Genomic DNA, 17,586 nt, shown 5'->3' on the forward strand with positions numbered 1-17,586 from the left:
GGCTTCAAGCCTGATGAAGCGGCAAAATCAGCAAAAATAATCTCAAATCAGGGCCTTGGCGGAGGGGGCACTTGAATAATGTCTCTTTCGGAATGCTCACCTTGTTCAAAATAAAGGCGAGTTGCCTAGCTTTAAGACAAACGGATCCTGTGATGCATTTGCGCAACAGATAGACAAGAAAACACAGTTCACGCATCCATGGATTATGCCGAACATACAGAAACCCGCGCTTCGGGAGCGCGGGGGCCTTCTCCAGAGGTCATCGGTCTTTTCCGCAGCCCTCAGATGGAGGAAATTGCTGCCTCGATGGCGTCTGCCAATTTTTCGACAATCTTCTCGACGTCGTTTTTCACGATGATGAAAGGCGGGGCAAGCAGAACGTGGTCGCCGTTCTGTCCATCGATGGTGCCGCCCATCGGATAAACCATCAGGCCACGCGTCATGGCTTCCTTCTTGATCCGCGCATTGAGTTTCAGCCCAGCGTCGAATGGTTTCTTCGTCGCCCGGTCCTTCACGAGTTCCACGCCACGGAACAAACCGCGGCCGCGAATGTCCCCTACATGGTGGTGATTACCCAGCCGCTCGACAAGGCATGTTTCCAGATGGTTGCCCATGTCCCTGACATTGCCGAGCAGATCGTCCCGCTTCAGGATGGTTTGGACTGCAAGCCCTGCGGCGGCAGCCATTGGATGGCCCATATAGGTATGGCCGTGCTGAAAGAAGCCTGATCCTTGCGCGAAGGCATCGAAGATGCGCTTCGACAGCAGTACCGCGCCGACTGGCTGATACCCGCCTCCTAGACCCTTGGCGATGGTCATGAGGTCGGGCGAGACACCATCCTGCTCGCAGGCGTGCAGCGTGCCGGTGCGGCCCATGCCGCACATCACCTCGTCGAGAATCAACAGCACGCCATATCTATCGCAGATGGCACGGATGCGTTTCAGGTAGTCGGCGACTGGCGGAACGGCGCCCGCCGTTGCACCCACGACCGTTTCGGCGACGAAGGCGATGACCTGGTCGGTGCCGAGTTCGAGGATCTTCGCTTCCAGTTCACCGGCGGCACGCGCCGCATAAGCCTCGTCGCTTTCCTCGGGCATTTGGTGGCGATAGGCATAACATGGATCGATATGATGCGTTTCGATCAGCAGCGGCTTGAACTGTGATCGCCGCCACTCGTTGCCGCCGGTCGCGAGCGCGCCCAGCGTGTTGCCATGATAGCTTTGTCGACGAGCGATGATGTGACGACGCTGCGGCTCACCCTTCTCGACAAAATATTGCCGCGCCATCTTCAGCGCCGCTTCCACTGCCTCCGACCCCCCGCTGACGAGATAGACATGGTCGAGACCTTGCGGTGCGTCGGCGACGAGCCTGTCCGCCAGTTCTTCGGCCGCCTCTGTCGTGAAGAAGCCGGTATGGGCATAGGCGATCCGGTCGAGCTGTGCATGAAGTGCGGCAAGCACTTCAGGATGGGCGTGACCCAAACAGGAAACGGCTGCACCTCCGGAGGCGTCTATATAGGCTTTGCCGGTTGCATCGAACAGATGAATGCCTTCGCCGCGAACGGCGACCGGCAGGCTGGCATGAATGGATCGATGAAGCAGGTTGGTCATGGTGTTTTCCTGACAGTGCGTGATGTGAGATGTGTGCCTAGGGCGGCAAGGCGTTCGTCGAATTCGCGGAGCGCCGAAAGCGTCCCGTCGCCGCCGTGCCCGGCAACGAGCGCGCCTATACTTTCGGCAGCCGCGAAAGCCGGCACCATGCTGTGGAAGAAGGAAGGACTGTCGGTTGGGATAATGACGGCCATGTCGGCGGACTGCGCCAGCGGCGCGACTGGGCTGTCGGTGATGGCGACCAGGCAAACGCCGCGCGCGCGGGCGTAGTCGGCGATTTCGATGGCAGCGCGCGTATAGGGAAGGACGCTTACTGCCACCAGTACGTCTTGCGGTCCGGCCCGGCCAATCGGATCGGCCCCTGTTCCGCCGATCCCGTCCAGCAACGTCGAACGTTTGCCGATGAGCGAGAGGATGTAGTGTAGGTGCCAGGCCACGGCATGGCTTGACCGTAAGCCCAGGCAATAAACGTCGCGCGCCGCTGAAATGCGGGTGCTGGCGTCGGCGATGCAGGCGAGTGAATCGGGTTCGGCAAGTAAGGCCGCTTGTCTGCCGAATGTCATCAGCATCTCGCCGGCGAGAAACTGGTCGCCCTTCAGCTTCTGGTGTTGCGCCTGCTCTCTCACGCGTCCGGCAAAGTTTGGCGCGTGGCCTCGAACCGCAGCCCGATAGAGCGACCGAATGTCCTCGTAACCATCAAAGCCGAGATGCTTGGCGAGCCGCGTCATCGTAGCCGGTTGTAGACCTGCCTGTCGCGCCTGCTCGCGCATCGAAAGCAGGGCTATGTCGCGAGGGTGGTCGAGAATATAGCGGGCAGCAGCCTGCAACTGCGCGGACATGCCTTCGAAGGCTGCAAGGATCGCCTCTTCAAGAGGATTTTTTTCCATGTCGGCGTTGTATCCCTTGGGAGGAGTTATTGCAACACATGTTTCATTATGATCTATATGAAACATATGAGTCAATGGAGAGCGCATGCCGGAGACAACTATCGCCGTGGCCCCGAATGGAGGGCGCCGCACGAAACAGGATCATCCCGCCATTCCCTTAACGGATGCGGAACTGGCACGCACCGCCCGCGAATGCCTGGAAGCAGGCGCGTCGATGATCCATGTCCATGTCCGCAATTCGGAGGGCATGCATCTGTTGGATGCTGATGCCTATCGGGCCGCGATCGCCGCGATCCGCGCCGAGGTGGCAGACAGGATGATAATCCAGATCACCAGCGAGGCATTGGGAGTTTATTCGCCCGCCGAACAGATTGCCGTCGTGAAGGCCGTGCGGCCGCAAGCCGCATCGCTTGCGCTGCGTGAGCTTGTTCCGGATGCGTCGCACGAAGCGGCCTTTGCGGACCTGCTCGCCTGGATGCGGCGCGAAAACGTGCTGCCGCAGATCATCCTCTATGAGCCTGCGGAGGCGATCCGCCTGGCCGAATATCGTCAGCGCGGTCTGTTGGCGTTCGATGATGTGCCCGTGCTCTACGTGCTGGGACGCTACTCCGTTGGGCAGACTTCGGCGCCAACAGACCTTTTGCCCTTTCTTGCTCTGGACGCGCCCCGTTTTTCCCACTGGAGCGTCTGCGCATTCGGCCGGAACGAAGCAGCATGTGTCACCACCGGAGCGCTTCTGGGAGGGCACGCCCGTGTCGGTTTCGAGAACAATCTTTACCGGGTTAACGGTCATCTGGCATCATCAAACGCCGACCTCGTGCGCGACGTCGAGCTCGCGCTTCGACATCTGGGGCTCCGGCGCTAGCGGTATCTAACGCATGTGCACGCTGACTTATCTGTCATCGTCCAGAAAGCCCATTGGAAAAAGGGTACAGGCCCTCTCAGCTCCTGTCGCCGGTCAATCTCGGTCTGGAGCTCGTCGTCCGCTTCGTAGTGGTTCGATTGGCTTTGTCCCATCAGGCACGGGAGCGAAAAGCTCGGAGATGTCACATGAAAGTGCCGTCGCGATTTTCTCGAGCGTGACGACGGTCGGGTTCTTGCTGCCGCGCTCGAGGTGGCCCGCATAAGAACGCTCAATATCTGCTGTAAGCGCAAGATCGTCCTGCGAGATCCCTTTCAAAACTCGCAAGCGCCTGAGATTCATTGCAACTCTCTGCCGTGCATCCATGGCGGGAAACACAACACTTGATAGTCTATGAAACCACGTATTATAGAACTATGAAAGCAATCTAAGCGTGAATCGTCGCGCGGCACATGTTGTGTTTCGACCTTCACTCGTGGGTGTTCTTCATGGAACTGCGCCAACTCTCCTATTTCAAAGCGGTGGCCGAGGAACTGCACTTCGGCCGGGCGGCAGCGCGGGTGCGGATTGCCCAGCCGGCGCTCAGCAATCATGTCATGGCGCTGGAAAGGGAGCTCGGCTGTGCGCTGTTCATCCGCTCGACCAGGCGGGTGGAACTGACCAGGGCAGGGGAAACGTTCTATGATCGCTGCGTGCGCATCCTCAGCGAGGTCGATCTGACCACCGAGCTGACGCGGGCGGCCGGCGGCAGCCGCATGCGCCAGATCAAGATCGGTACCGTCTATCCGGCCACCATCGGCATGCTGCCGATCCGGATCGGTGCGTCGGGCGTTCAATTCCGGTCAAGGCGAGGGAATTTGCGCGATACTTTCAAGTGCCTCAACAGCATCAAATCCGAGGAGCTCGGATAACTGAAGGAATTCCACTACGTCGACTCGGCGCTGGCCGCTCTCCAATCGAGCAACAAACGACTGATATTCTCCGAGCTTCGCCGCAAGGTCGACTTGTGTCAGACCAGCTGCCTCGCGTTTTGTTGTTAGCAACGCGATAAGTGCCTTGTGTCTTTCGCTACCCAGGGTCTTTGCCACCGGAAACCCACCTTTGAAGAGATGGGATCTTTCGTTATATCTGATTTTCAGTTATCTTAAATTCAGATATTTTGGATCGCGAGGTTGCTAAATCCATGGAATTGCGCCAACTCTCCTATTTCAAGGCGGTGGCCGAGGAACTGCACTTCGGCCGGGCGGCAGCGCGGGTGCGGATTGCCCAGCCGGCGCTCAGCAATCACGTCATGGCACTGGAAAGGGAGCTCGGCTGTGCGCTGTTCATCCGCTCGACGAGGCGGGTGGAACTGACCAGGGCAGGGGAAACGTTCTACGATCGCTGTGTGCGCATCCTCAGCGAGGTCGATCTGACCACCGAGCTGACGCGGGCGGCTGGCGGCAGCCGCATGCGCCAGATCAAGATCGGCACCGTCTATCCGGCCACCATCGGCATGCTGCCGACCTTCCTTGCGAAGATCGCCCGCAAGTTCCCGGACGTGAAGATCCATATCGCTGCCGGCAACACCGGCGAGATCATCCGCAACCTGGAAAGCGGCCAGATCAATCTCGGCTTCATCCGCCCGGTGGAAAACATCGGCTCGCTGCGCTTCTTCTCGATTGCGCACGAGCGCTACTATCTGGCGGTTGGCCATGGCAATCCGCTGGCCGAGCGCGACGAGATCACGATCGACGATCTCAGCGATCAGAAGCTCATCGCCTTTTCCCGACAGAACCTGTCGTTTTCCGAGCGCTACTTCCAGGAGAAGTTCGAGGCCTACGACCTGGTGAAGAACATCGCCTACACTTGCGACGACACCTGGTCCTTGGTGTCGCTCGTTTCAGCCGGGCTTGGCATTGGCTTTGTCCCGGAATGGACGCGCGAGCTTCCGAACCGCGCCTTCGAGCTGAAGAAGGTCAGAGGCATCGACTTTCGGATCGGGCTCGGCGTCGCATGGAACCGGGAGGATCCGACCGCCGCGCGCGACGACATCGTCGATATCGCCCGGTCGCTGGCACGGCCAGGGCGGTGAGGGCAGCCGTGTTCGGCTAATCCCTGACGGCTCGGCCCCCGTCTGCCAGGGTTGGCCCTGGGTAATCTCGTATAGCCGTATCTTCGACGATGTGCTTGCCCGCTCTCCCCAGGTTGCTCTGTCGATCGAGTGAAATCGCTCGGATACCAACGCTATTTGGGAGCTAGCCGGCGTTGCGGATCCCACTTCGCCCGGAAACTGCCCATATGTCGACGATGACGGAATTTTCGTTCAAGATCGAGAGGTGCGCCATGCTCAATGTCCGCGGGGGAGCGAAATGGATCGTCTTGACGCAATGCGTGTCCTTCTCGCGGTCGTTGATGCGGGCAGTTTGTCGGCGGCAAGCCGCAAGCTCAATGCACCGCTTCCCAGCGTCAGCCGAAAGGTCAACGAGCTCGAACGGCATCTCGGCACGATGCTGATCGTTCGCACAAACCGGCGAGTCCTGTTGACCAACGCAGGGCGCGATTATGTCGACGCCGCGCGGCGGATCGTCGCCGATCTCGACGAGGCCGAGAGACGGGCCTCGGGCGAATACCAAGCGCCACGGGGCGAGCTCGCGATTACCACCCCCGTCGAGTTCGGTGCGCATATTGCCTTGCCAATCGTGTTTGCCTTCATGGAACAATATCCTGAGGTCACCGTCCGCTTCCTCGCCGCCGACCGTATGGTCCACCTGATCGATGAGCAAGTCGACGTCGCAATTCGCCTCGGGCCACTCGCCGATACCGCGCTCTATGCCGTCAGGGCCGGCGACTATCGCATGCTGACCTGTGCCAGTCCGCGCTATCTTGGACGGTGTGGGACGCCGTTGAAGCCGCTCGACCTTGCCCACCACGATGGCATCCTCTTTGGCAATCCCTCGAAATTCTGGACATACCATATCGGCGGAGAGGACGTGGTCGCCATGCCGCGCACGAGGCTTTCGGTCTCGACAGCCGCGACCAATCGGTTGGCAGCCCTGGACGGCATTGGGGTCGCTCGGCTGTTCGATTACCAATTGCAGGACGAATTCCGCTTGGGCACCCTCGTTCCGATCCTCACCGAATACGACGGTGAAGCGCGGCCGGTGCACATCGTCTATTCGCGTCAGGGGCTGCTTCCGTTGAAGGTGCGAGCTTTCATCGATTTTGTCGCCCCACGGCTGCGCGCCGTGTGCTGCCGGGAGTAGCCGAGCCGCTGGTGCTTATCGGATTCGAGAGGCTGACTCTTACATTCTCGCTCTACCGGCTGTTTCGGCAAGACGGCATATTCCCATGCATCACCAGGGGACCTGCAGAGAGAAGCAGAGGTCAGCCTAACCGTAAGGGTGAATAAGGAGGAACGATGACATGGCGCAGCAAACACCCAAGCCGATGGTCGATATCGGCGTCATTGCGGTCGATGACGACATCACGCTCAGAAGAATGGTCGTCGGCTCTTGGGCGCCGAAAGGGACGGTGCTTCTTCTACACGGCTTTCCGGAAACCCTCTTTGCGTTCAAGGATATTGCGCTGTCGCTTGCTGACGATTTCGAAGTTCACGCCTTCGATTGGCCGGGCTTCGGGCTCTCGTCGCGCCCCTCGGTCCAACGTTTCTGCTATTCGCCCCAGGACTACGCACGAATCCTGAATGGTTATATCGATCGGGCCGGCATCGACCGGTCGACACTTACCATCTATGCGACCGACATCGGAGCCCTGCCGGCTCTCCTGCTGGCACAGGAAGAGCCCGACATCGCCAGATCGCTCATCGTCGGTGACTTCGCGCCCTTCAATCGACCGGCTTATATGTGGGACAACCTTCAGGCTCTCAAGTCGAAGCCGGCAGCCGATCAGGTGCGAGCCTTCATGAATGCCAACCGCGAGGAAATTCTTGCGAACACCTTCTTCCGGGGTCTTCCGGAACGTTACGAAATCTCACGCGAATTCATGAACGACATGGACCGTGGCTGGGACCACGGCCACATGACATGCGTCGACGCCTTCTACCACTATTATTCTCAATTCACGCGCGACCAGGACAGTTTCGAAGCGAATCTGGCAAAACTCGTCGTTCCAGTGGTTGTGGTCTGGGGTACTGAAGATCTCTACATCAGCAAGGACATGGGGATCGAACTCGCTGAACGACTCCAGGCAGATCTCAAACTTCTTCCCCGCATCGGACACTACCCGCACCTGCAGGCGAAGAGCCAAACGGTTGAGGAAATTCGCGCCTCGTTCCGGTGACAACGTTCTATCCTCTCAAGGAAGCAAGCCATAGTCCGTTGACGCCACAAACAGAGGGGCGATGACATGAATTTCTTTAGTGCCGCCGCATTGGCACTTACTGGCTGCCTTGTCGGCTTCTCCGCAACCGCACAAGGAACTGCTATGTATGTGACGCCGACGACCAAAATTCTCGCCATCGGGACCACCAACCCCGGGCGTTGCGCAGCCGCTTCGTTTGCTGGTTCAGCGTCTATTCGAGCGGCGTTGCCTTTTGGACGATAACGTTTGCCACCAGGCCGGCGGTCTCTTCGCGCCATCGCTTTAGGGAAGGGCTCTTCAGGTGTAGCTCGAAGGCGGCCGCGTCGCGATAGATTTCATAGATGTAGATCTTCGTCTCGTCATCGTTGGACTTTAGGATATTGAAGCCTAGCGTTCCGCTCTCGTCGCGCAGACAGCGTGCCCGATGCTCTTCCAGCAGGGGAATGAGTTGTTCCCTGTGGCCGGCGACGGCTTCAATGATGCCGATAACTGCAAGCGTGGACATGATCTTTCCTTCACGTTTTTGGTACAGAGGGCCGGTGGCGCCTGCGAAGCTCGGCGCCACCTCCTTTTTCAGCGCATCGGCCGGAAGGCTGCCCGCAATTCGGCAGCAAAGAGTTCCGGCTCTTCCCAAGCGGCGAAGTGGCCGCCTTTGTCGACCTCGTGAAAATAGCTGAGATTGCGATAGGCGCGCCGCGCCCAGCTTTCAGGTGCTCGATAGCTTTCGCCCGGAAAGACTGTGATGGCGACCGGCAGCGCGATTTCGCTAGTCTTCTGCTGCGCCGAGATGGCGGGGCTGATGCCGCCGGTTTCCCAGTAAAGCCGGGCCGCAGACACCGCGCTGTTTGTCAGCCAGTAGAGCGTGATGTCATCGAGCACGTCGTCTACCGACTTCTCAGGATCGTTGTTGCTATAAGTCCAGTGCGAAAAGCCTGGATGACCAAGCATCCAGGCGGCGAGGCCGGCCGGAGAATCCGTGAGCGCGTAGCCGATGGTCTGGGGACGCGTCCCCATCATTACCGCATAGGTGCGGTTTCCCATCTTCGCCGCAGCAGCCAGTGCGTCGAAGGTGGCGCGCTCTTGATCCGTGAGATTCGCCGGGGCCGGTTCGCCGGCAGCAAGCATCGCTGCCACCTCCGGCGGCACGATCGCTGGCAGGTTGATATGGATGCCAGCAAGACCGTCGGGTGCCAGTCGTGCCATGGATTGTGAAACCGGGGAGCCCCAGTCGCCGCCCTGAGCGACATAATGCGTATAGCCGAGGCGCTGCATCAGTTTTGCCCAGGTCGCGGCGATCCGATCGGGCCCCCAGCCCGTCTCCGTCGGTTTGCCGGAGAAGCCGTAACCGGGCATTGAGGGAATAACCACGTCGAAGGCGTCTTCGGGGCGCCCGCCATAGGCGGTCGGATCCGTGAGCGGCCCGATCACCTTGAGGTTCTCGAAGATCGAACCCGGCCAGCCATGTGTGATGATGACCGGAAGCGCGTTTTCATGTTTTGAGCGCACGTGGATAAAGTGGATGTTAATGCCGTCGATCTCTGTCATGAATTGCGGCAGGGCATTGAGTTTGGCTTCGCCCTCGCGCCAGTCGTAGCCTGAACTCCAATAGTCGACGAGCGATTCTATCCTGGCCAGGGGTATCCCCTGAGACTGGTCGTTAACTGTTTCGCGGTCGGGCCAGCGGGTCATGAGCAGTCGTCGGCGAAGATCGGCGAGATCTTCATCAGGCACATGGGCGCTGAAGGACAGGATGGGGGCGCCGATGCCAGCAGGAGTAGCGACAGCCGCAGCTGCTGGACGCCCGGGCATCAGGCCGCCGACGCTGGCGGCGGCAATCCCCATGGCCGCGGATATTACGATCTTGCGTCGCTCCCTATCGACCGTTTCGACGATTTCCCGGGTGCGGATCGGGGTTCCCATCGGGTCATTGCTCGCCCTGCGGTTCGGATGCCTGTTCATTTGACGTCCTCCTCATTTTTTGCCGGTGCAGGGAGGCGCATTGTACGAGAGGGGAGCCGTTGCATCCGGGACCGGCGTGACATGATCGCTGAGTTCCCTGGCAAGGTTTTGCCGTTTTTGGAGAGGAAGTCGTTGTATGGATCGATGAGCTGCACGGGTGAATCCGCCTTGTAGTTTGGTTTCGACATTTTGCTTCTCCAGTCGATTTTTTTGGCCTGTCCGGCTAGTTCTTGAGGGCCGCCCGCTCGATGCTTGCTGCGAAGAGCGGCGTCTCTCCCTTGTTGTGGGCGATCGACATGGGCTGTCGCTGGGCCCGGAACACGTCGAAAGGAATACCTTGACGGTCGAGAAAGGTCCTCATCTCGTCCGTCGCCCTGGAGCGGACGTGGTTCGTAAATTCGCATTTCTGGTCATCGATGGCCTTGACGCTCAGCTCCCAGAGGACGTGGATTGTGGTGCGGCCGGTGGGAGTGAAGACGTCGGAGACCGATTCCAGGATCAAATGATCCTTCTCGCCGAGTGTCTCGACATAGTGCTGCACCATCAGGCTTCCGCCGATGGTTTCAACATTGATTGACATGCGTTTGCCGTCCGGCGCCGCGGTGAAGCCAGCTGCGATATGTGCTGGGGAACATCCCTGATATTCGCTTTCGCGAAGCGTGAAGCACCATTTGGGGATGTCGATCTTGTCCAACGGTGCGTTGACGATTGCGGTGAAGCTTGAATCGACGATCTCATAGTCGCTCATGGCGAAACTCCTGGGTTTAATATAATGACGTCTTGCAGGAAGGGGCTGCACATCCGCTCGCGGGCTCTGCAGCCCTATTGCAGTTCGTGCGGTCATAACGGCAGCGAATTGCCGGCCTTCTCGTTCACGATGTACTCGGCATACCAACTCGGCCAGTCGGCATCGCGCTGGCCGGTTCGCTTCTCATGCTGCCCGTGGGCCGCTTCGGCACGTCGGAGTGCGCCAGCGAGTTCAGACGACGAGGTGAATGCCGTATCGCTCCCGTCCACTCGTCCAGGCAGGCGCGCCGTCACCTCTTGAAGCAACCAGCCATTGCCGTCCGGATCGTTGAACGAGGCGTAGGAGCGATAGCTACGTCGTTCGGGGTCAGCACCCGGTAATCGAAACCGTCCAAACAAGTAGGGCTCGTCTGAACCGGTGTGATTGTCCCCGGCGTCGTGGAACACTTCGCTGACCTCGACGCCATGCCTGAGCAGGTCGTCACGTGCGGTTTCAATGTCGGAGACAATGAGATAGAGGCCTTGGGCAGAGCCAGGTGTGGCGGCGGTCACGTTCTTGCCGAAAATGACTGAGGCCCCGGAGCCCGGTGGCGTAAATTGGATCACGCGATAGTCATCGGGGCCGACAAAGTCGGCGTCGAGCCGCCAACCAAGATTGCTGTAAAAGGCTTTGGCACGGGACACGTCGACAACGGGAATGACGACGACCTCCAGCTTCATGTCGACCGTCGGCTCTCGTTTGGTTTCGATTGCTGCTGTCATGGCTTTTCCTTTGCTGGCTAGCGGACTGATCCGAATGCCGTCCTGAGTTCCTGGGCGAAGATCATCGGTTGTTCCCAGGCCGCGTAGTGGCCACCCTTGTCGACCGTGTTGTAGTAGATGAGGTTGGGATAGGCCCGCTCGGTCCAGCTCCGAGGAGCTTGATACTGCTCCCCGGGGAAGACAGTCACGGCCACCGGAACTGTGACGCCCTTGGCGTTGAAAAACCCTCCCTTGTATTCCCAGTAGAGACGAGACGCGGAGACGCCGGTGTTCGTCAGCCAATAGAGCGTGATGTCGTCGAGGATTTCGTCCCGCGTCAGTTCACCCGCCGCACTTGTCGTGCGGTTCAGACCCGCAGTGACCGCGGCCGCCGGCTGTGCGTCGGCATCATTGTGGTCGAGTAGCCAGGCCGCCAGTCCGATCGGGGAATCCGCAATGCCGTACAAAGTTTGCGGACGCGCGGCCATCATCCTTGCGTATGCGACCTGCTTGAACGTCCGCACCAGCTGCTCGTAGGCGCGTTGCTCCTCGGTAGAAAGGCCCGATGGAGGAAGGCTGCCGGCCTGCAGAGCCTTATCGACATCTGCGGGAACGGTGGCCGGCATGTTACTGTGTATCGCAAGCAGTCCGGCCGGTTGCTGCAACCCCATCTGGTCGACTACAAATGCACCCCAGTCGCCGCCTTGGGCGACGTATCGGTTATAGCCGAGGCGTTTCATCAGGTCTGCCCAGGCTCGTGCCATGCGCTCAGGACCCCAGCCGGTGGTCGTTGGCTTGCCAGAGAAACCGTAGCCCGCCATCGATGGAATCACGACATGAAACGCGTCCGATGCGCTGCCGCCATGCGCGGGTGGGATCGGTGAGCGGCTCGATGATCTTCAATTGCTCAAAGACAGAGCCTGGCCATCCATGCGTGACGATCAGCGGCAATGCATGCTCGTGTTTGGAACGAACGTGGAGGAAGTGAATGTCCAGCCCGTCGATTTTGGTGATGAATTGCGGGTAGGCGTTGAGCTTTGCCTCGCCCTTGCGCCAGTCGTAATCGGTTGCCCAATAGCGAGCGAGTGTCTGCATCGTCGCGAGCTGCACGCCCTGTGACTGATCCGCGACTGTCTCCTTCTCCGGCCAGCGCGTGGCAAGGATGCGCTGGCGGAGGTCGTCAAGCTGGTCGTCCGCAATGTTGACGCGGAAGGGCTGGATTGCATCGTCTGTCACCGCCGCACGCAGCGTTCCGGGAAGCAAGCTGACGGCGCCGACGGCCGCCGTAGCGGTCAGTAACTGGCGCCGTGTGGGCGCTAGCAGTGTTGCCGATATGACGCCGCTTTCGGTCTTTGCTAATTCGTTCATTGTCGTACCTTTCCGGGTCCGTTCGAGAGTTAGCCTTGCGCCTCTTGCAAAGCCGCGATCACTTCCGCTGTCGTGAGGATTGCGTGCGCGAAGGTGGGCGCGCTCAGTTCGTGTGCGGCATGCATCAACTCGTGCGAGAAGGCGGCAGTCGCATCGCGTACCAGGGTCACGTGATAGCCGAGCTCCATGGCATAGCGGGCAGTGGTATCGATGCAGGTATTGGCGAGCAATCCGGCAACGATCACATGGGTGATCCCCTTCTGCTTCAGCCGCATGTCCAGATCGGTGTTGGCAAACCCGCTTTGCCCCCAATGCTCTTGGGCGACGATGTCGCCGGGCTTCGGCGCAAAGTCGGGATGCCATTCGCCGCCCCATTCGCCGCGCGCGAACTGGTGTTGGTGCATGATCCGCTGTTGGGTGGGATTTGGGTGATCCCAGTCTTCATAATCGCCTGGCTCCCACCGACGGTGGGGGACAATAGCCACCTGGATGTCCGCGGCGCGTACGGCGCCGTTCAACCGGCGGAGGTTATCGAGAAGCCCGACCTCATCGGCGATTGGCTTGAGGCGCGGATAAACCTTTCCGCCCTCGGACAGGAAGTCATTAAATGGATCTACGAGAAGGAATGCGGTTCTCTTTCTGGGATATGCGGCAACCATTGATCATCTCCTTGGCTTGCAACGCGGTAGTTGAACTGGCTTCAACGAGACTGTATATTAGCTATGAAAATCATATCTACAAGTACCTATGAAAAAGAAAGTTACTATGGACAAGATCGAACCTGCCAATCAAACCCTGTGCCCGGTAGCCCGCTCGGAGTTGGTCGTCGGCGACCGATGGACCGTGCTGATCCTGCGCGAGCTGTTCATGCGCAATCACCGCTTCGAGGAGATTCAGGCGCAGACCGGAGGCACTCCTCAGATGATCGCGGGGCGCCTGAAGTCCCTAGAGGCAGACGGATTGGTCGAGCGTCGCCGCTACAACGAGCGACCGCCCCGGTACGAGTACTACCTGACTGAAAAAGGCAACGCCTTTCATCCGGTGATGCTCGCGCTTCGGGCCTGGGGAGAGAGCTGGATGAAATCGCCCGACGAGGGACGGGCGATCAGCTACACGCATCTCTCCTGTGGCGGGTCTGCCGGACTTGGCCCGACGTGCGAAAGTTGCGGCGTGCCTCTGGAGCGAGAGGATCTGCGCGCCGATCTTAATCCTGCCTACGCTGAGGAACGCCAACAGCGGTGGGAGGCGTTCAAGGCGGCAAGGTGAGGTGGATCGGAGTTTCACTCCGGTGAATAGATAAGATTAGTGTCGAGTTTCGAGACTCTCGTGCCTGCCAACAGCGCGAATCTGGCTAACCCCGAGGCTCTTTTATTGGCATGGCTGTGCCGGCAATGTGCTCGAGCGCCTCGTAGAGATCTTCGGCATAGCTGCGCAACACCGTCAGCTCGAAGCGATCCGTCTGCGTGTGCGTCAACTGGACGGAGACATGCCCGAAGAGCGTGACGGCGGAATGACCGACGGGGAAGATCGCGGGATCGAGATCGACCGATGTCCCCCTAGAGAGCAGATCTGCGGCTTTCACGCCGGAAAGGCCGATCCGGATGCGTCCATGGCTCTGGTCCGAGACGAAGGCTTTGCCTTTTAAGTGCTCAGCGAGCGCGGCGATGTATGGGGGCGAAAGGTCTTCATCTCCAGCTATGTACCATTGCTGGTAGCCGGCGGGTCGGACGGCGCTGGCCGGAAGCCCGGCAGCGGAGAGATAGCCGGCGAGGCTTTCGGCATTGACGGCCCCCATAATATGCAGGAGGTGGCCTTCCGGCAGGGGCTCCAGCCGGATGCCCGGCCCTTCGAAGATCGCCTTGCCGGCAAGGGCAGGCCTTAGTTCGGGAAGGTCAGGCATGGAGCTTCTCGTTTTCAGGATCGATGAAGACGGGGTTGCAGAGCACGGCTTCGGTGAATTCGCTTCTGAGGCCATTCCAGACGATCACGGTCTCGCCGATGCGCTCGGGCCCGCGCTTGACCAGCGCCAGGCCGATTGTATGGCCAAGGCTCGGGGAAAAGGCGCTCGATGTTACATAGCCTTGATCGTTTTCAAGCGTAGCGGCCGCACCTTCCGCCAGGATGTGGGCGCCGGTGCGGAAACTCGTTGCCGGGTTCACAGGTTTGACGCCCACGAGGCGGGGGCGGTCGGCCACCTGCAGACCTTCGCGCCGGAGCATCGCCTTGCCGATGAAATCTGGTTTGGTCGTCGAAATCATGCGGGCAAAACCAAGATCGGCGGGGGTTACCGTGCCGTTGATCTCCGCATGGGTGACATGACCCTTTTCGATGCGCATGACGCCGAGCGCTTCTGTGCCATAGGCAGAGATCTCATGCTTCTGACCCGCCTGCATGATTGCGTCGGCAACGAACTCGCCATAGGCCGCGGGCACACCAAGCTCGTAGGCAAGCTCGCCAGAAAAGGAGATGCGAAAGAGACGGCCCGTGAGCGTGCCGCCGAACAGGGAGACCGAACGTGCGCTCATGAACGGGAAGGCCGTATCGGAAATGTCTTCATCGACAATCTCGGAAAGGATGACGCGGGATCTCGGGCCTGCCACCGCCATCTGCGCCCATTGGTCGGTCGACGATGCGAAATAGACGTCCAGCTCGGGCCACAGCGTCTGGGCGCAGAATTCCAGATGCGTCAGCACGCCGGCTGCAAGCGCCGTTGTCGTGGTCATGAAGAAATGATCCTCGCTCAGGCGGCTGGTGGTGCCGTCGTCATAGATCATGCCGTCTTCGCGCAGCATGATGCCATAGCGTGCTTTGCCGACGGGCAGCTTGGCGAAACCGTTGCAATAGACGCGGTCGAGAAAGGTGGCGGCGTCCTTGCCGAAAATTTCGATCTTGCCGAGCGTCGAGACATCGCAGATGCCGGCATTCTTGCGCACGTTCAGGACCTCACGATCGACGCTTTCTCGCCAGGTCTTTTCGCCATCGCGGGGAAACCAGGAGGAGCGGTACCAGAGGCCGGTCTCGACGAAGACCGCACCGTTCTTCTTTGCCCATTCATGCAAGGGAGATTTGCGCACTGGTTGAAAGTGCTTAGCCCGCGAGGTACCTGTCAATGCCCCGAAGGAGACGGGTGTATAGAAGGGCCGGAACGTCGTGGTCCCGACTTCGGCCGGCGAGACGCGGCGAGCCTCTGCCAGCAGGCCGATGGCGTTGATATTGGAAAGCTTGCCTTGGTCGGTCGCCATGCCGTTGGTCGTATAGCGCTTGGCAAGCTCCACATCTCCGTAGCCCTCGCGCACAGCAAGGCCGAGATCCTTCAAATGCACGTCATTTTGATAATCGATGAAGGCCTTTCCCTCGCCGCCTTTGACATGCCAGAGCGGCGCGGCGGCAGCCGATGTTTCCTCTGTTGAAGCAAAGGCGGGTTCAACCTTGCCAAAACCGATTGCCTTTAATGCCTCGGCAGCCTTGAGCGCTCCGTCACCAAGGCAGCTATTCGTGGAAGCAAGAGCTGCCGCGGAGCCCGCAATCAGTAGGCCATCCTGTCTTTCCGGCGCGAGGAAGGCTGCGTGCCGTTCGGACCAGATCGGCTTGGCACCGCGATGGCAGGCAAGATGGATGATCGGGCTCCAGCCGCCGGACATGGCCAAAGCATCCGCATCGATCTTCTTGGTGACCGACCCGCTCGCAATGCTGACCCCGCGGACTTGTTTGGTGCCAATCGCATCGATGATGCATGCGCCGGGAAGGACCCGCGCATTGCCGTTCCATTGTTCGCCATCAGCGCGCGTATCGACGATGGCGAACACTTCGACGCCTGCCGCTTCGAGGTCAGCGGCGGTCCGGTAGCCGGAATTGTTGGTCGTGAAGACCACGGTGCGCTTGCCGGGAGCGATTGCCTGCCGGTTTAGATAGCTGCGCATGGCGCCGGCCATCATGACGCCTGGAATGTCGTTGCCGCCGAATACAATCGGCCGTTCTTCGGCACCGGTGGCGAGGATCGCCTGCTTGGCGATGATGCGCCAAAGGCGTTCGATCGGCTGACGCGGGTTAGGCATTGCCACATGCTTTTGGACGCGTTCGACTGCGCCGAAGACGTTATCGTCGTACCAGCCGATCACGGTCGTGCGCGCAAGGCATTGCACGTTCGGTAAGCCGGCAAGCTCGTTCAAAATGCTGTCAAGGGTCGAGCCGTCCTCCAGAAGCAAGCTGCCGCCGAGAGCGAAGCCTTCGTCCGCGAGAAGAACTCGCGCTCCGGCGCGACCCGCCGTCAATGCTGCGGCAAGTCCTGCAGGTCCAGCACCGATCACAAGCAAATCGCAATGGGCCCAGCATTTCTCGTAGGAGTCGGGATCGGCTTCATAGGACGCCTTGCCGAGACCGGCTGCCTTGCGGATCAGCGGTTCGTAGACCTTCTCCCAGAAGGCTGCCGGCCACATGAAGGTCTTGTAGTAGAAACCGGCACTCAGAAAGGGCGAGAGCAGCCCGTTGACTGCGCCGAAATCGAAGGCAAGCGAAGGCCAGCGGTTCTGACTGCGCGCGATCAGCCCATCATGGAGCTCGATCATCGTGGCGCGGCTATTGGCCTCCGTTCGCCCGCCCATGCCCGTGGTAACAAGCGCATTGGGTTCGGCGGCACCCGCTGTCAGGATGCCGCGCGGCCGGTGATATTTGAAGCTGCGGCCGACGAGCTGGATGCCATTGGCAAGCAGGGCGGAAGCAAGCGTGTCGCCGGGATGGCCAGTCAGGCCCTTGCCGTCGAAACTGAAGGCAATGGTTTTGGAGCGGTCGATCAGACCGCCGGATGAGAGACGATAGCTGCTCATGCGCCACCTCCAAGCTTGGCCAGTGCCGCATCGCGCACGCTATGGACCTTGTGGCTGACGGTATCCCGTTCGACGATCAGCCAGCGGCGGCACCCGGAGGAATGATGCCAATATTCCTTGTGCTGCCCTTTCGGGTTGTCGCGTAGATAGACGTAATCGAACCAATCATGCGTGCCGGCATCCGCGGCCGGGCGGCTAAGGCTTGCATCTCCTTTGATAGTGAACTCTTCCTTGGGACGCGTGCCGCAGTGAGGGCAGGAAATCAGGCTTGCCATCGTCTCATGTCC

General features: G+C 59.8%; 17 protein-coding genes and 2 pseudogenes. 6 read left to right on the plus strand and 13 right to left on the minus strand.

Annotated elements, in window-relative coordinates; translation table 11 throughout:
* Nucleotides 1-281: 281 nt before the first annotated feature.
* The gene (locus BN77_RS17975; protein WP_007534490.1) at nt 282-1,610 is read right to left on the minus strand and encodes an aspartate aminotransferase family protein; all 1,329 of its coding nucleotides are present in this window, start codon (nt 1,608-1,610) and stop codon (nt 282-284) included.
* Entirely contained in the window at nt 1,607-2,497 is an 891-nt protein-coding gene (locus BN77_RS17980; protein WP_007534492.1) for a MurR/RpiR family transcriptional regulator, read from the minus strand. Before BN77_RS17980 ends, BN77_RS17975 begins: the two co-directional genes overlap by 4 nt.
* A gap of 85 nt (nt 2,498-2,582) precedes the next feature.
* Between BN77_RS17980 and BN77_RS17985 the strand changes: the two genes are divergently transcribed.
* Complete coding sequence (locus BN77_RS17985; protein WP_007534494.1) at nt 2,583-3,362, plus strand: beta-keto acid cleavage family enzyme; 780 nt, start codon at nt 2,583-2,585, stop codon at nt 3,360-3,362.
* 93 nt (nt 3,363-3,455) lie between these two features.
* Here the strand turns inward: BN77_RS17985 and BN77_RS17990 are convergent, their stop codons facing one another.
* Nucleotides 3,456-3,725 carry a helix-turn-helix domain-containing protein gene (locus BN77_RS17990; protein ID WP_040677372.1) on the minus strand — a complete coding sequence of 90 codons (270 nt, stop codon included), beginning with the start codon at nt 3,723-3,725 and terminating at the stop codon, nt 3,456-3,458.
* Nucleotides 3,726-3,847: 122 nt separating this feature from the next.
* Here BN77_RS17990 and BN77_RS35555 point away from each other — a divergent pair.
* Nucleotides 3,848-4,168: pseudogene (locus BN77_RS35555) on the plus strand (LysR family transcriptional regulator); the annotation flags it as partial.
* A 33-nt stretch (nt 4,169-4,201) separates the two neighbouring features.
* Here the strand turns inward: BN77_RS35555 and BN77_RS32255 are convergent.
* Nucleotides 4,202-4,447: a helix-turn-helix domain-containing protein gene (locus tag BN77_RS32255; RefSeq protein WP_081593559.1), complete on the minus strand. Its 246-nt coding sequence runs from the start codon at nt 4,445-4,447 to the stop codon at nt 4,202-4,204.
* 95 nt (nt 4,448-4,542) lie between these two features.
* Between BN77_RS32255 and BN77_RS18000 the strand changes: the two genes are divergently transcribed.
* From BN77_RS18000 to BN77_RS18010, 3 genes are all read left to right on the plus strand, one after another.
* Entirely contained in the window at nt 4,543-5,433 is an 891-nt protein-coding gene (locus tag BN77_RS18000) for a LysR family transcriptional regulator (protein WP_007534497.1), read from the plus strand.
* A 277-nt stretch (nt 5,434-5,710) separates the two neighbouring features.
* A complete protein-coding gene (locus BN77_RS18005; RefSeq protein WP_007534498.1) occupies nt 5,711-6,604 on the plus strand; it encodes a LysR family transcriptional regulator in 894 nt (297 codons plus the stop codon).
* Nucleotides 6,605-6,764: 160 nt separating this feature from the next.
* Nucleotides 6,765-7,640 (plus strand): alpha/beta fold hydrolase, encoded by an 876-nt coding sequence (locus tag BN77_RS18010; RefSeq protein WP_007534499.1) that lies wholly within the window; start codon nt 6,765-6,767, stop codon nt 7,638-7,640.
* A 232-nt stretch (nt 7,641-7,872) separates the two neighbouring features.
* Here the strand turns inward: BN77_RS18010 and BN77_RS18015 are convergent, their stop codons facing one another.
* The 6 genes and pseudogenes from BN77_RS18015 to BN77_RS18045 all read right to left on the minus strand — a co-directional run bounded on the left by BN77_RS18015 (nt 7,873) and on the right by BN77_RS18045 (nt 13,135).
* Nucleotides 7,873-8,166 carry a putative quinol monooxygenase gene (locus BN77_RS18015; protein WP_007534504.1) on the minus strand — a complete coding sequence of 98 codons (294 nt, stop codon included), beginning with the start codon at nt 8,164-8,166 and terminating at the stop codon, nt 7,873-7,875.
* Nucleotides 8,167-8,234: 68 nt separating this feature from the next.
* Nucleotides 8,235-9,581 carry an epoxide hydrolase family protein gene (locus tag BN77_RS18020; protein ID WP_040677907.1) on the minus strand — a complete coding sequence of 449 codons (1,347 nt, stop codon included), beginning with the start codon at nt 9,579-9,581 and terminating at the stop codon, nt 8,235-8,237.
* A 262-nt stretch (nt 9,582-9,843) separates the two neighbouring features.
* Nucleotides 9,844-10,368 (minus strand): hypothetical protein, encoded by a 525-nt coding sequence (locus BN77_RS18030; protein ID WP_007534510.1) that lies wholly within the window; start codon nt 10,366-10,368, stop codon nt 9,844-9,846.
* Nucleotides 10,369-10,460: 92 nt separating this feature from the next.
* A complete protein-coding gene (locus BN77_RS18035) occupies nt 10,461-11,129 on the minus strand; it encodes a VOC family protein (protein WP_007534512.1) in 669 nt (222 codons plus the stop codon).
* 17 nt (nt 11,130-11,146) lie between these two features.
* Nucleotides 11,147-12,476: pseudogene (locus BN77_RS18040) on the minus strand (epoxide hydrolase family protein).
* 29 nt (nt 12,477-12,505) lie between these two features.
* Nucleotides 12,506-13,135, minus strand: a complete 630-nt coding sequence (locus BN77_RS18045; RefSeq protein ID WP_007534518.1) for a cysteine hydrolase family protein — start codon at nt 13,133-13,135, stop codon at nt 12,506-12,508.
* 106 nt (nt 13,136-13,241) lie between these two features.
* Between BN77_RS18045 and BN77_RS18050 the strand changes: the two genes are divergently transcribed.
* Entirely contained in the window at nt 13,242-13,742 is a 501-nt protein-coding gene (locus tag BN77_RS18050) for a winged helix-turn-helix transcriptional regulator (protein WP_007534520.1), read from the plus strand.
* Between the two features lie 85 nt (nt 13,743-13,827).
* Here BN77_RS18050 and BN77_RS18055 read toward each other — a convergent pair whose 3' ends face one another.
* Genes BN77_RS18055 through BN77_RS18065 form a run of 3 tightly spaced genes read right to left on the minus strand, consistent with a single transcriptional unit; the run spans nt 13,828 to nt 17,574 of the window.
* Nucleotides 13,828-14,376 carry a sarcosine oxidase subunit gamma gene (locus BN77_RS18055; RefSeq protein ID WP_007534522.1) on the minus strand — a complete coding sequence of 183 codons (549 nt, stop codon included), beginning with the start codon at nt 14,374-14,376 and terminating at the stop codon, nt 13,828-13,830.
* On the minus strand, nt 14,369-17,299 hold the full coding sequence (locus BN77_RS18060) for a sarcosine oxidase subunit alpha family protein (RefSeq protein ID WP_007534524.1): 2,931 nt from the start codon (nt 17,297-17,299) through the stop codon (nt 14,369-14,371). Before BN77_RS18060 ends, BN77_RS18055 begins: the two co-directional genes overlap by 8 nt.
* Nucleotides 17,296-17,574, minus strand: coding sequence for a sarcosine oxidase subunit delta (locus BN77_RS18065; RefSeq protein ID WP_007534526.1), 279 nt, complete (start codon nt 17,572-17,574; stop codon nt 17,296-17,298). Before BN77_RS18065 ends, BN77_RS18060 begins: the two co-directional genes overlap by 4 nt.
* Nucleotides 17,575-17,586 lie beyond the last annotated feature (12 nt).

The organism is Rhizobium mesoamericanum STM3625, from assembly GCF_000312665.1.
Taxonomy (GTDB): domain Bacteria; phylum Pseudomonadota; class Alphaproteobacteria; order Rhizobiales; family Rhizobiaceae; genus Rhizobium; species Rhizobium mesoamericanum.